This is a genomic window from Hymenobacter tibetensis, from assembly GCF_022827545.1.
Taxonomy (GTDB): domain Bacteria; phylum Bacteroidota; class Bacteroidia; order Cytophagales; family Hymenobacteraceae; genus Hymenobacter; species Hymenobacter tibetensis.
On the sequence record NZ_CP094669.1, the window covers coordinates 2,410,734 to 2,424,016 of the forward strand.

Annotated in this window: 9 protein-coding genes; 6 read left to right on the forward strand and 3 right to left on the reverse strand. The window is 56.0% G+C overall.

Annotated elements, in window-relative coordinates; translation table 11 throughout:
* Nucleotides 1–185 precede the first annotated feature (185 nt).
* The 3 genes from gyrB (at nt 186) to ppk1 (ending at nt 5,036) form a co-directional block, all read left to right on the forward strand.
* Complete coding sequence (gyrB, locus tag MTX78_RS09550) at nt 186–2,162, forward strand: DNA topoisomerase (ATP-hydrolyzing) subunit B (RefSeq protein WP_243802057.1); 1,977 nt, start codon at nt 186–188, stop codon at nt 2,160–2,162.
* Between the two features lie 62 nt (nt 2,163–2,224).
* Nucleotides 2,225–2,635, forward strand: coding sequence for a RidA family protein (locus tag MTX78_RS09555; RefSeq protein WP_243802058.1), 411 nt, complete (start codon nt 2,225–2,227; stop codon nt 2,633–2,635).
* Nucleotides 2,636–2,702: 67 nt separating this feature from the next.
* Complete coding sequence (ppk1, locus tag MTX78_RS09560) at nt 2,703–5,036, forward strand: polyphosphate kinase 1 (RefSeq protein ID WP_243802060.1); 2,334 nt, start codon at nt 2,703–2,705, stop codon at nt 5,034–5,036.
* 99 nt (nt 5,037–5,135) lie between these two features.
* On the opposite strand, the gene MTX78_RS09565 is transcribed toward ppk1, so the two are convergent.
* Complete coding sequence (locus tag MTX78_RS09565; protein ID WP_243802062.1) at nt 5,136–6,131, reverse strand: Ppx/GppA phosphatase family protein; 996 nt, start codon at nt 6,129–6,131, stop codon at nt 5,136–5,138.
* 384 nt (nt 6,132–6,515) lie between these two features.
* Here MTX78_RS09565 and MTX78_RS09570 point away from each other — a divergent pair, with 384 nt between their 5' ends.
* The 3 genes from MTX78_RS09570 (at nt 6,516) to MTX78_RS09580 (ending at nt 8,860) form a co-directional block, all read left to right on the forward strand.
* Complete coding sequence (locus MTX78_RS09570; RefSeq protein ID WP_243802063.1) at nt 6,516–7,250, forward strand: hypothetical protein; 735 nt, start codon at nt 6,516–6,518, stop codon at nt 7,248–7,250.
* 104 nt (nt 7,251–7,354) lie between these two features.
* The gene (locus tag MTX78_RS09575) at nt 7,355–8,161 is read left to right on the forward strand and encodes an AraC family transcriptional regulator (RefSeq protein ID WP_243802065.1); all 807 of its coding nucleotides are present in this window, start codon (nt 7,355–7,357) and stop codon (nt 8,159–8,161) included.
* A gap of 69 nt (nt 8,162–8,230) precedes the next feature.
* A complete protein-coding gene (locus tag MTX78_RS09580) occupies nt 8,231–8,860 on the forward strand; it encodes an NAD(P)-dependent oxidoreductase (protein WP_243802067.1) in 630 nt (209 codons plus the stop codon).
* A gap of 55 nt (nt 8,861–8,915) precedes the next feature.
* Here MTX78_RS09580 and MTX78_RS09585 read toward each other — a convergent pair whose 3' ends face one another.
* Both MTX78_RS09585 and MTX78_RS09590 read right to left on the reverse strand, forming a co-directional pair.
* The gene (locus MTX78_RS09585) at nt 8,916–12,647 is read right to left on the reverse strand and encodes an outer membrane protein assembly factor (RefSeq protein ID WP_243802069.1); all 3,732 of its coding nucleotides are present in this window, start codon (nt 12,645–12,647) and stop codon (nt 8,916–8,918) included.
* 79 nt (nt 12,648–12,726) lie between these two features.
* Complete coding sequence (locus tag MTX78_RS09590) at nt 12,727–13,278, reverse strand: metal-dependent hydrolase (protein ID WP_243802071.1); 552 nt, start codon at nt 13,276–13,278, stop codon at nt 12,727–12,729.
* Between the last annotated feature and the right edge of the window lie 5 nt (nt 13,279–13,283).

Genomic DNA, 13,283 nt, shown 5'->3' on the forward strand with positions numbered 1-13,283 from the left:
AACCTGAACGCTATCAGCTACTTAAAAGCCTCTTTTCCAGCGCGGGAAGGAGGCTTTTTTCGTGGTCGGTTTTAAGTGGATTTTTTACGGGAGTTATATAGCATAATTGTGGCAAACGCTGGCAAAAACGCAATAAAATCGGTACTTTTGTAGGATAGCACAACCGCTAAACTTACGCCCGAAACATGAGCGAAACGAAAGAGAAAAGAGCCGACGATCAGTACTCTGCCGATAGCATTCAGGTACTGGAAGGGTTGGAGGCCGTGCGCAAGCGCCCCTCCATGTACATCGGCGACACTGGCATCAAAGGCCTGCACCATTTGGTGTGGGAAGTAGTCGACAACTCCATCGACGAAGCCTTAGCCGGCCACTGCGACCAGATTGAAGTAACCATCAACGAAAACAACTCTGTCACCGTCCGTGACAACGGCCGGGGCATTCCCGTCGACTTTCACGCCAAGGAAGGTCGGTCCGCTTTGGAAGTGGTACTGACCGTGCTGCACGCCGGCGGTAAATTCGATAAGGACTCGTACAAAGTATCTGGTGGCCTGCACGGCGTAGGCGTGAGCTGCGTGAACGCACTCAGCCAGGACTTGAAAGTAACTGTGCGCCGCAACGGCCACATCTATGAGCAGGAATATAAAATTGGGGTTCCCCAGTATGCCGTAAAGCAGATTGGTGACACCGAGGAGCATGGTACGGAAGTGGAGTTTCTGCCCGACAACACCATCTTCACCGAAACCGTCTACAAGTACGAAACGGTAGCTAACCGTTTGCGGGAACTGGCTTATCTCAACAAAGGCATCCGCATCACGCTCACCGACCGTCGTGACAAAAACGATGATGGCAGCTTTCTCGGCGAGGTATTCTACTCGCAGGGCGGCCTGAGCGAATTCGTCCAGTACCTCGATGCTGGTCGGATGGTGCTCATGCCCAACCCGATTCACGTTATCAGCGAGAAGGGTGGTACGCCAGTGGAAGTGGCGTTGCAGTACAATGATTCGTACCAGGAGCACATCTTCAGCTACGTCAACAACATCAACACCATTGAGGGCGGCACGCACGTAGCAGGCTTCCGCTCGGCCCTGACTCGCACCCTGAAGGCCTACGCCGACAAATCGGGCATGCTGGAAAAGGCCAAGGTGGAGATTCAAGGCGACGACTTCCGCGAAGGCCTCACCGCTGTTATATCGGTGAAGGTGCAGGAGCCGCAGTTTGAAGGCCAGACCAAAACCAAGCTCGGCAACTCCGATGTGAGCGGCGCCGTGAACACCGTGGTAGGCGAGATTCTCAACCAGTACTTGGAAGAAAACCCCAAGGAAGCCCGCATCATCATCGAGAAGGTGATACTGGCGGCGCGCGCACGTATTGCGGCCCGTAAGGCCCGCGAGATGGTGCAGCGCAAAACGGTGTTGGGTTCCAACTCGCTGCCCGGCAAACTCGCCGACTGCTCGGAATCTGACCCTGAAATCTGCGAACTGTACCTCGTGGAAGGTGACTCCGCTGGCGGCACCGCCAAGCAAGGCCGCAACCGGGCGTTTCAGGCCATTCTGCCATTGCGGGGTAAGATCCTGAACGTGGAGAAGGCGCAAGAGCACCGCATCTACGAGAACGAGGAAATCCGGAACATGATTACGGCCCTCGGCGTGAGCTTCGAGAAAAAAACTGACGAGGACGACGGCAGCAGCACCCGCTCGCTCAACTTAGATAAGCTCCGCTACCACAAGATCATCATCATGACCGACGCCGACATCGACGGCTCGCACATCCGGACGCTGATCTTGACGTTCTTCTTCCGCTATATGCGTGAGTTGGTTGACAAAGGCTACATCTTCATTGCGCTGCCGCCTCTGTACCTAGTGAAGCGCGGCAAAGAAGAGCGCTACTGCTGGACCGAAGACGAACGCATGGCCGCTCAAGATGAGATGGGACGCGGCAAGCCCGAGACGGTGAACGTGCAGCGCTACAAAGGACTAGGCGAAATGAACGCCGAGCAGCTCTGGACCACCACCATGCAGCCCGACACCCGCTCCCTGAAACGAGTGGACGTGGAATCAGCCGCGGAAGCCGACCACCTGTTTGCCATGTTGATGGGCGACGAGGTACCACCCCGCCGCGACTTTATCGAGAAAAACGCCAAATACGCCAAACTCGACGTATAACGGTACAAGGAAAGGCCCGCTACAAAGCGGGCCTTTTTCGTTGATAACTGACGTGACAACAAATGGAAACGCACGTAACACAACAAGTGAAACCAATGCGGCACAACATTTCTTCTGGAGCACCTTGGGAAGCAGTAGTAGGATATTCGCGGGCGGTGCGGGTCGGGAACGTCGTGGAAGTGGTGGGCACTACGGCGCAGGATGGTGAGTTAATAACTGGTACCGATGCCTACGCCCAAACCAAACACATTCTGGAGAAGATAAGCGCGGCCTTGCTGGAGGCTGGAGCAGCGCTAACCGACGTCGTGCGGACCCGGATTTACGTAACGGATATTTCACAGTGGGAAAGTGTTGGCCGGGCGCACGGCGAAGTATTCAAGGATATCCGACCGGCTTCGAGCATGGTGGAAGTCCGAGCCCTAATCGACGAGCGGTTGTTGGTGGAAATAGAGGCAACGGCCATCATTTCTTAACCTTGAAATGCCCTTTCCGGGCTGTAAACCCGTATCTTACCCCGCTTTTCTGCCCTGCCTTAGTACTATGAAGCTATTCAAATCTGCCGACCTCATTCGCAAAAGCAAATACATCAGCCGCGACCTTAGCTGGCTGCGTTTCAACTACCGGGTACTCGACCAAGCCAAGGACCCAGGCCGGACGCTGTTTGACCGGTTGCGGTTCCTGAGCATCACGTCTTCCAACCTCGATGAGTTCTTTATGATTCGGGTGGGTTCGCTCTATAATTACCTCGACTACGGCAAAGAGCGGGTGGACTACTCGGGACTGCGCGAGTTGCCTTTCCGCCGCAAGCTGCTCGATTTTGCCCACCGTTTCGTAAACGACCAGTCGCTGACCTATCTCAACGAATTGAAGCCGCAGTTTGAAAAGAACGGCTTCAATGTGTTGAAGATGGAGGACTTAACCGAGGTGGAACTCAAGAAGGTGGATGGCTACTTCAAGAACACCATCTTCCCGCTGCTTACACCCATGGTGTATGACTCCTACCATGGTTTCCCGCTGATGATGAATCAGATGCTGATTTTGGGCGTAGTAACGCGCACCGGCAGCGGCGACCTGGAAACCGAGAAAGGGCAGGAGCGGCTCACCTTCGTGCAGATTCCACAGAACCTGTCGCGCTTCTTCGAACTAAGCCGCAAGGACAAGGTAATGTTTGTGCCCATCGAGGAAATCGTGCGCGCCAACCTGCCCAAGCTGTTCCGCAACGTCAGCATCGAGTCGGCCGATTTGTTCCGCATCACGCGCAATGGCGACTTCACGCTGGAAGAGTCGGAAGATATTGATACCGACTTCATCAAGGAATTGCAGCAGGGCCTCAAAACCCGTAAGCGGGGCCGGGTGGTACGGCTGGAAGTGGAGTCCAACACGTCGGCACTGCTAATGTCGGTGCTGAAGGAGCGGTGGAAGATTGACAACGGCAACGTGTTCGTTATCAACTCCCTGATCGACTTGAAGGGCCTGCTGCAAATCTTGAAGCACCCCAACTTCCGGAACCGGGGCTCGCGCCTGCCTGCACCGGTACCCCCCCTTAGCTTGCCTGAAGGAGCTGACGAAAACCTGTTCGAATACCTCAAGCACCACGACGTACTGCTGCACCACCCCTACAACAGCATCGAGCCGATGGTGCGGTTGCTGGAGCAGGCTGCCGAAGACCCACAGGTGCTGGGTATCAAGCAAACCATCTACCGCCTCGCCGAAGACTCGCGGGTGTCGGCCGCGCTGTTGAAGGCAGCTGAGAACGGCAAGCATGTATCGGTGTTGTTTGAAATCAAGGCCCGCTTCGATGAGGAGCGCAATATCCGGGAAGGCGCACGGCTAGAAAAGGCAGGTTGCTTTGTCATTTATGGGGTGTCGAAATACAAGACGCACACCAAAATGCTGATGATTATCCGCAAGGAAGGGGAGAAGGTGACGCGCTACATGCACATCGGCTCGGGCAACTACAACGAGCAGACCAGCAAACTCTACACCGACGTAAGCCTGCTCACAACCAACGATGTGTACGGCCACGACGTGTCGGAATTCTTTAACGTCATCACGGGTCATTCTCAGCCCGACGACTACGAGTACCTTATCACGGCGCCCAAAGACATGCGCCAGCAACTCATTCACCTCATTCGGGAGGAAGTGAAGCACGCCAAAAAAGGCTTGCCAAGTGGCATCGTCATGAAGATGAACTCCTTGGAAGACAAGGAGATGATAGACGAGTTCTACCGCGCTTCCAAAGCCGGCGTGCCCATCCGGTTCATTGTGCGTGGTATCTGCTGCTTGCGGCCGGGCCGGCCAGGGTTGAGCGAGAATATCGAGGTGCGCAGCATCGTCGGCGACTTGTTGGAACACTCGCGCCTGTTCTACTTCCACCAAGCTGGGCAGCCCAAAGTGTACGCTGGCTCTGCCGACGTGATGGTGCGCTCCTTCGACCGGCGCATTGAGGCGTTGTTTCTGATTGCAAATCCGCAGATCAAGCGCGAAGCTATCAGCATTCTGATGATGAACTTGCTCGACAATCAGAATTCCTACAACATGCGCGAAGATGGCGCCTACATCCGCCGTCAGCCGGCACCTAACGAGCCCATCGTGAACGTGCACCGCGACTTTTACCGCCGCGACGACGACCGATTGGCTGCCGCTACGCCCGAAGGATTGCTGGCTTTGCTACAGCAGGTAACAGTGCGGACCAAGGAAGAAGAGAATGCCGCGGTTGTGGGCAGTGAGACGGCTATTGTGGACGTAGACTGTGAAACGGACGCTACAGAAGCTGATATTCCGGGAGAGGAAGCCGCTGAGCAAGAATCCGTGGCTTATCCTGTCATTGTTGGCGACGGAGATGAAAGCAGCCTGAATATACCAAATGTGTAAATAGTTGCTTTACAGCGAGAAAGCCTGGTTTGCATCCTCCCAGGAGGATACAAACCAGGCTTTCTCGCTGTAAAGCAGTCTTATTGTCTAGGACGTTGCCTATTCCACCTCGGTTGGGCGCGTTTGCGGCGCGGGGAACGGGATGGATTTAGAATGGTCTTGGCGGGAACGGATTTCGTCGAAGTGCTCCTCGAACAGCGTCTGGAGCATGCCATCTTTCAAGCCGATGTCGGGCACTATCATTTGGTGCACGTTGGCCCACTCCATGGAGGAGAGGTAGATGTGGCCAGCCGGTACTATCACGTCGGCCCGGTCGGGGTTGAGCATGGCTACGTTCACCCGCTCGTCCATGCTCATGCTCGTGAGGTTGTGTAGCACAGTGGCAATACGGCGGCGCGTAACGGGCTTGTCTAGCTGGTTTTGCGCAATGCTGTAGAGCTTGTTGATATTGCCGCCGGTACCGATGGCGCGCGTAACGTGGTAGCGGCGGGCGTTTTCCTTTACCCACTCTTCCATCCGTTGCCAGAGGTCGTTTTGGGCGCCCGTAGACGCTAGGCCACTTTCCTCTTGCTGCATCCGCCGAATCGAGCCAATCTCAAAGGACTGCGACGCTACTTTGCGCCGGTCGTGGTAGATGTTGAACTCGGTGCTGCCGCCGCCTACGTCGATGTGGAGATAGTGCTTTTTGTCTTCCAGCAGATGTTCGATAACGCGGTTGATGTAGGCTGCTTCGGCTTGCCCATCAATTACCTGCACCGTCATCCCAAGCTCTTGCTGAATACGGGCCGCTACTTCGGTGCCATTGGCGGCCGTACGCATGGCGGAAGTGGCGCAAACGAGGTAGTGGTTGGGGGCCACATCGTGCACTTCCATCAGCAGCTTTAGGGCGTGCAGAAACTTGATGAACTTGTCTTGTTTCTTCTCGGAAATGGTGCCGGTAGCAAACACATCTTCGCCGAGCCGCAGCGGATAGCGCACATATTCCACGCGCTTGAGGCGGTACCGGTCGCCGTAATGGAGGACTGCTGAAATCTGGCAACGGACGGCGTTGGAGCCAATGTCAATAGCGGCCAGTTTCAGTAGTGGATACTCCATCAGGAAGGAATGTAAGGTGATAAATCCAGCCAAAGATAGCCGTTTGATGAAAGCAGACCATCTTTTCTTGAATTTTTCCCATCCGCGCCTCGATACTAGCGCGTCCGCAACAGCAAGTTTTCTACGACCATCCTACCTGCTGGCAAGACCTTACTGGAAGAGGTTACCGCAACCTTCTCGCTGTTACTCAGTCAGTACATGATGGCGCCTTTGGTAACCTAGCAGAGCATGAAAGTAGGTAGCTAGCAAGAGTAGATACTCTATTGGGGCCAAACAAAAAATATCTACCAAGTACCTCTTGCCACCAGCTATATAGTGAAACGAGCGTGGTTGCTACTGTAGCAACCAACCGCTACCTTGGTAAAGCACTGATAGCGGCGTCTTATGAGCCTCAACCTTTACTACATTACCACACCAACGGCGCCGTGGGTTAGCATCCTGTTTGTAGCAACTACGTTGCTCACTCTTGGTCTGCTTATGCGCTTATTACGGAATGCGGGTTTCGCCATGTTGCCGTGGCTGATTGGGATTGTGGGGTGGCTGACAGTACAAGCAGTGGTGGCGCGAGCGGGTTTCTATCAGCAACTGGAGCATGTACCACCGCGGTTAGTTGTTTTCGGTATTTTGCCATCGGTGGTGCTTATCGTGTATTGGCTGATTGGTGCACGCGGCCGAGAAGTGAGTGGTCGTTTGAGCGTGGCGGATCTTACGGAACTGAGTGTGGTGCGGGTGCCAGTGGAAATCGTGCTTTATGCGCTGGCCGGCTACCATTTGGTGCCCACCTTGATGACTTTTGAAGGGTTGAATTTTGATATTCTTTCCGGGCTTACTGCTCCGTTGGTTGCGTATGCATACGGGCGCAATTGGCTCGGGCGCGGTGGCATGTTGGCGTGGCACGCGGTGGCTTTTTGCTTGTTGATAACCATTGTAGTGCTGGCGCTGCTGTCGGCTCCTACGCCGCTACAACAACTAGCCTTCGAGCAACCCAACGTGGCAGTGCTGCAATTTCCATTCGTATGGCTGCCTGTTTTTGTGGTGCCCGTGGTAGCCTTTACGCATGTGGTGTCCTTCTACCGTCTGCTGACGTTGAGCCGTGAACTACACCCCACAACCGCTTAGCCAGTTATCCCGACGGTAAGCAGGAACCCACTACGGGCGAAATATGAAGCGCGGTCCAAGGCCAGTACATCGGTTTATTCTCATTTCAGGCAAACTACCACGTCATGCGCTTTCAGCAATTTGCTCCTCCCACCTATCTGAGCCAGTATATCCGCTACTTCTGGCTGCTGGAAAGCACTGGTGAAAGTGTCGAGGTGAAAACGTTTCGTATGATTGCTGATGGGTATCCGGGCCTTATTTTTCAGCAAACAGACCAGAGCCTCTTCCGAGACCAAGCGCAAAAAGAGTGGCCGCGTGCCCTGCTCTACGGCCAGACCGTCAGCCCTGGCGACATTCAAATGCAAGGCCCAGTGCGGACGCTCGGTGTTTACTTCCATCCAAGCGCCCTGACAACCATTTTTGGATTCAACGCTGATCAACTAACCGATGCTTGCCTCGACCTCACGTTGCTGTCAACCCGCCTGCCAGAACAGCTGTTGAATACCGAATCGGTGGTCCACCAAATACAGGTAATAGCCGACTATTTGGGGACATTGATTCAACGGAACAAGCTGGCTGCCGACCCGCAGATTCAGCATGCGCTCCAGCAACTGCAAAGGTCGGGCGGCCACATTGCCTTACCGGCCTTGCAGCAGAGCCTGAGTATATCGGAGCGTAGTTTTCAGCGTAGATTCAAGCAGCAGGTAGGCATTGCGCCCAACTTGTTTTCCCGAATCTGCCGTTTCCAGGTCGCGCTGAACCAGCTGCGGAGCCGCCAGTACCAGAAGCTTTCGGATGTGGCTTTCGAAAACGACTATGCTGATCAGTCTCATTTCATCCGCGCATTCCAGGAATTTGCGGGTTGTTCGCCGTATCAATACCAAAAGAGGGCCAACGAGCTAGTAGCTAATTTCCCGGAGCTGATTCGGTAGGGCTGTCGGTTTCGTTCTATTTTGCCGCTGTTGGGTGCTCGTCTTTTGTTGAAAAAACAAACAGACACCATGAAAGCACTCGTTTTTGGCTCAACGGGCGGCACCGGCCGCCAACTAGTAGAGCAGGCTCTTACGCAGGGCCATACCGTCACGGCATTTGCCCGCAACCCGCAGAAAATCAAGTTTGAGCACCCAAACTTGCGAGTTGTGCAAGGGGATGTGCTGGATGTAGCGGCGGTGAAGCAGGCAATAGTGGGGCAGGAGGTCGTGCTGTCGGCTTTGGGGGCACCCGCTGCCCAAAAAGATGCCGTACGTTCCGAGGGAACCCGCAACATTATCAGGGCGATGGAGCAGACCGGGGTGCGGCGCTTTATTTGTTTGACCACACTCGGTATCGGGGACAGCAAACCGGCCTTGCCGTTCGCCTACAAGTACCTGCTAGTGCCGCTGTTTCTGCGCCAAGCCTTTGCCGACTCGGAGTTGCAAGAGCAATGTATTCAACAAAGCAGCTTGGAGTGGACTATTGCCCGCCCCGGTACCCTCACCAACGGCCAGCGTACCGGCGAGTATCACCACGGATTTCCGGCCACTCAAAAGGGACTCAAAATCAAAATATCCCGCGCCGATGTAGCCGATTTCATGCTCCGGCAGCTACAAGACACTACATACCTTTATAAGGCGGCTTCGCTGTCGTACTAACAACTAGGTTAACCAACGGGCCGGTTTGCTACAGCAGACCGGCCCGTTGGTTAACCTAGTTGTCTATCCTGAAACCAACTCCAAAACGAATCAGCCCATTTTCAGGCGACTGTTGGTAGGAGAAAGACAAAGCATACTGGTCGGAGACGGGGGCAAGGTAGAAGCCTGCGCCGTAGCCGTCGTGCCAGCCGCCCGGCGAGGAACCTTTGTAGTACACGCGGCCCCGGTCGTAGAAGCCGAACACGCCGTAGGAAAAGGGCAGGAACGCTTTCTGGACGCGGCCTATAGCCAGCCGGAGTTCCGTATTCAGATACAGGCTCGCGTCGCCGGTGAAGCGGTTGCGGTAATAGCCGCGTAGGTTCTCGTTGAGGCCCAGGCTAGTGAACTTGTAGAATGGAATTTCATCGTCGGGGCCGTAGTTTTTGCCGCCGCCGCCTTTCACTACCAGCGTAACCGGGATGCCGAGGCGAGTCGTGCCGTAGTATTCGGCAAATCCTTGCGTGAGACCAAAAAACTGCTGGCCTTGGTTGAGCTGGTAGTAGGAGCTATGGCGAGCGAACAAGCGCACCCCGCGTCGGGCGAAGTTCTGCCGGTCGCGCAAATCCAGGTCAAAGGTGCCGTTCAGGCCCAGTAGCTGCTGTTTGCTGGTGTTGGGCTGTCGGTCGTCGGTGCCGGGTAGTTGGCCGTTTTGAAGCTGCCCCAGATAGCTGGTGCTGGAAAAGTCGGAGGTGTATTGCTCGAACGAAGGCCCAACGCGGAATACGCTGCGCTGCAAGAAGGTGCGCTCCGTGAATACATTTACCGTGTATCCTTTGTAGCGGGCGCGGTAGTAGTTGTCATTGAACAGGCCTTCGTCTTTCTTGGTGTCGTTGCCGAGGCCAAAGAAGTTGTAGAACGGGAAGTACGCCCCATAATCCAAGGCGGTACCTACATCCCAACGGCCGAAGGCGTAACGGTAGCGAGAAGCTAGCCCCACCTGGAAGTTGCCGCCCGTGGAGCCGCGCAGGTTGAAGCTGTACTGGCTGCGGTAGTTGGGCTTACGGAAGCCTTGTCGGTCGAAAGTGACGCCCACACCGGCCCCAAAACCGTCGTTTCTGTTGTAGATGAGGGTGGCGCTGGGGGAGTAGCCGTTGTATTCGAAAGATTCTCGGTCGTAGCGGTTAACGTCGGGGCGGGTGGAAGTACGGTTGTCACTCTCGGAGCCCAGCTGCAATTGGGTGTCGGGCACATCGTACACCTTGGTTAGGGCACGCAAGCCACCAGCGCGTGAGTTGTCGGCAATCTGGTCTTTGCCTTCGCCCCCCACCACGCGTAGTAAAATGCTCTTATTGGCCGTGCCTGTCACGTTGAACACGTCTTTGCCATCGAGGCCGTACAGGCACACTTCCTGGGTTTCGTCGCGCTTGAAGGTGCGGTCAAACAGCGGGTCGCCTTTGGCCGTGCCTTCTTCCTTGTCTTTCTTGAACATCTGCACCCGCACGTTGCCATCAGCTAGGCGCGTTACCTCGAACACCTCGTTCTTGTTGGAGCCCACCACGTCCACGCGCTTGGCCAGCATGAGGTAGTAGTTATCCAAGACCTTCGGTAGCTCCTGGATGCGCGCCTTGAGCTTGCGGTTCAGGTCGTTGCCGGATAGTGGCATCAGTTCTTGCGGCAGTTGGGCAGTGGCCTCATCAATGGCGGCCGGCGTGAGTCGCTCCTGCATATAGCGCCCTATTTCTTGCCATTGCTCCCGCGTCAGAGACTGAAGTAGAAAACGGTCTAGGTCTTTGGCTGGCCAGTTCAGGCTCTTGAGGTCGTGGAAGTTGGCTTGAAAATCTTCGATGCTGCCTACAGCCCACTCGCGGTTGGCCAGGTACGTCAGCAGCCCGTTCCAGAGCGTGAAGGCCTGGTCCCGGTCGCGGGGTATGGGTTTGTAGATGGTTTTCTTGCCCTGCTTGTAGCCAGCCCACTTCCAGTTGTCTTCGTGCTTGCCGAAGTCGGCCACCAGCATGTCGAAAGCACGGGCTCTGCCAAACGCTACATCGTCAATGCGGTTGTCGTTGTCTTTGTAGAGCTGCCGGAAAAAGCTGAAAGAACGCCGTACCTCGTCGGCACCCCCGAAACCTGCTAGGTTGGCTTTGGGGTCTTTGGGGCTGTCTTCTAGGGTCCCCAACATCCCGGCGTAGTCTTGGCGGTAGGGGCCAAGCTGATTGTTGTCGGGCAATACAAACAAGCTCGGCCGGGCGTGCAGGATGTCGGTTTTGTCGAGCATCGAACTGATAACCAACGCCGAGTAGGGGTGCGCCGTGGGGGTGATACCGCGCAGGATATCGGCGGCCACCGAGTTTTGCAGCTCGGGCGGCAGAATCTTGGTTACGTCCTTGTCCACGGAGCGAAACACGTATTCCGAAGAGTCGGCGGCAATGACCTTAAGCGAAGTGGTCTGGCGTCCGCCGCCTCGCCCAAAGGGCCGTAACCCGCCCTTCTCGGCATCTAGGTTGAGGGTGCGTACCTGCACCGGCTGCGTCCAGGAGCTGCGGTAGCCAGGACCCAGAAAAAAACGAGCCGAGCCTGAACCGGCATATTGTGGCCCCGCTGCCACCGTTTGGGTGGGTTGAAACGGCGAATCCGGCTTAACCTGGGCTACTCCTTTCACGGCCGTAGGGCACTCCGGAATGTAGGAGTTGACGGGCACACCTGGTAGGCGCGGTTCCTGGCAGGCCGATTGGAACAGCGTGCTAGCATACGACTCCTGCACTGTGGTGCCTGCCGCATCGAAAGAGTAGAAGCGCGCCTTTACCGTGCCATCAGCGAAATATTCCAGCTTGGAAAACCCTTCTTCTGCCTTGTTGTACAATGCCTGCCCGCCCGGTCCGACGTGCTGCTTCTCAGCGAAAGAGCCCGATACGAGGTGGTAGTTGTTGTCGCGGCGGTTGAGTTGCAAGCTGTAGTCGTGGGCGGCGGCGTACACAGCGCCGGGATGGTCGCGCAGGGTGTTCAGCAATTCCTTGCTGTACTCCTGGTAGGCGGGGTAAGCGAGGTCGCGCGGGGTGCCCACGTTCTGGCGATACGCCGCGTAAATGGTTCCAAATACCGGCGGTAGCAAGTGGCGGCTCAAGGGCTGGCTGCCCCCGTATACGCCGTTGCTGATGACGGGCTGATGCCCCAGGAGCAGCACGTTCTTGTCTTTGGTGTCGTCGAGCAGGTCTTGGAGTTGCTCCCGGAATTCCTGCTGGGTAAGAGTTTTGCAATCCGTATCCGGGGCTTCGGGGCGGTGGAACGGATGGGTGAACCATGGCGTGTTGAGAGCCACGAGGCGCACGTTGGGGGCCACGTCCACTACTTCAGGACCCGGGCAGCCACCCGTAGGCACGAAGGCATTTTGACCAGGCAGCCGCTTTTCAATGTACTCTTCCAGGCGGCGCACCCGCTTCAACCCGTCGCGGCCGGAATTGGCCCAGTCCCGGTCGCCGGGCACGAAGTAGATTCGGCCATTCGGCAAGCCGCGTACCAAGGCTAGCAGGGCATCAACGCGGGCCGTTTCGTTGCTGCGCGTTGAATCCTGTTTGGAGCCTAGACCGGCGGGCCCTACTACGTCGCCGAGGTGAACCACGGTGAAGGTGCCGGCCTGTTGTTCCAAACTCTTACGGAGGGCTTGCAGATGAGCCGTTGGTAGGTCGGCAGTGGCCGTGTTGCCGAGCAGGTAAACTGTGTGAGTGGCCTGCTGAACGGACTGAGCTTGCGCTGAAAGTGCCGTATTGAGGCCAAGAGCAGCCAGCAGCAGCCAGCGTAGGTGTGAATGCATACGAAATGAACTGGGTGCCTGCGGAGCAGGATTCAGGCAAAAAGTTTAATCTTAATTTAATTTGCCTCTTTTAACCTCATCAGCGCCCTAAAGGTTGGCGCCAAGGCCTCACGCTTCTGTTCAATAACAACAGCAGCAAGCAGGGCAGGCCCACCCAAACTACTTCGCTACTCAAGACGCGCAATGCCCGTTCGCCGGCAAAATTGCGAATGCCAATAGGAGATACCTGAATAGGGCGAAAACCGAAGAAGTAGCGCTGCACGTTGAACGGGCTGAAAAATGCTACCCCTAGGCCGCCCGTCGTCATGGCATCCAGTATACCATGCGACGCGGTAGCTAGAAACAACAGCACCCATAGCCGCCCGAGTGACGGAGCAGTGGCAGGGCGCCGCATACCATACAAGCTCGTCAGCAGAGAAGCCACTACAGCAGCAGCGAGAAAGGAGTGGGTCAGGCCACGGTGCCCCCACAAGCCGGCATACGGAACCTGAAATTTAAACCCGACAACGTCCGCATCGGGCAGGAAGGCGCAGGCTGCCGCCACCACCCACCAGCGCCAGTGGCGTCGTTCGGGAAGCAGGAGTACACCCAACGTTGCGCCAAGCGCTGTATGCCCGAAAACAGAAGCCATAATTT

What these genes read in the sequence shown, in the direction of transcription:
- MTX78_RS09575 (WP_243802065.1), top strand. Translation starts at nt 7,355, where the DNA reads ATGCGCTTTCAGCAATTTGCTCCTCCCACCTATCTGAGCCAGTATATC.
- MTX78_RS09565 (WP_243802062.1), bottom strand. Translation starts at nt 6,131, where the DNA reads ATGGAGTATCCACTACTGAAACTGGCCGCTATTGACATTGGCTCCAAC.
- MTX78_RS09590 (WP_243802071.1), bottom strand. Translation starts at nt 13,278, where the DNA reads ATGGCTTCTGTTTTCGGGCATACAGCGCTTGGCGCAACGTTGGGTGTA.
- gyrB (WP_243802057.1), top strand. Translation starts at nt 186, where the DNA reads ATGAGCGAAACGAAAGAGAAAAGAGCCGACGATCAGTACTCTGCCGAT.
- MTX78_RS09555 (WP_243802058.1), top strand. Translation starts at nt 2,225, where the DNA reads ATGGAAACGCACGTAACACAACAAGTGAAACCAATGCGGCACAACATT.
- MTX78_RS09570 (WP_243802063.1), top strand. Translation starts at nt 6,516, where the DNA reads ATGAGCCTCAACCTTTACTACATTACCACACCAACGGCGCCGTGGGTT.
- MTX78_RS09585 (WP_243802069.1), bottom strand. Translation starts at nt 12,647, where the DNA reads ATGCATTCACACCTACGCTGGCTGCTGCTGGCTGCTCTTGGCCTCAAT.
- ppk1 (WP_243802060.1), top strand. Translation starts at nt 2,703, where the DNA reads ATGAAGCTATTCAAATCTGCCGACCTCATTCGCAAAAGCAAATACATC.
- MTX78_RS09580 (WP_243802067.1), top strand. Translation starts at nt 8,231, where the DNA reads ATGAAAGCACTCGTTTTTGGCTCAACGGGCGGCACCGGCCGCCAACTA.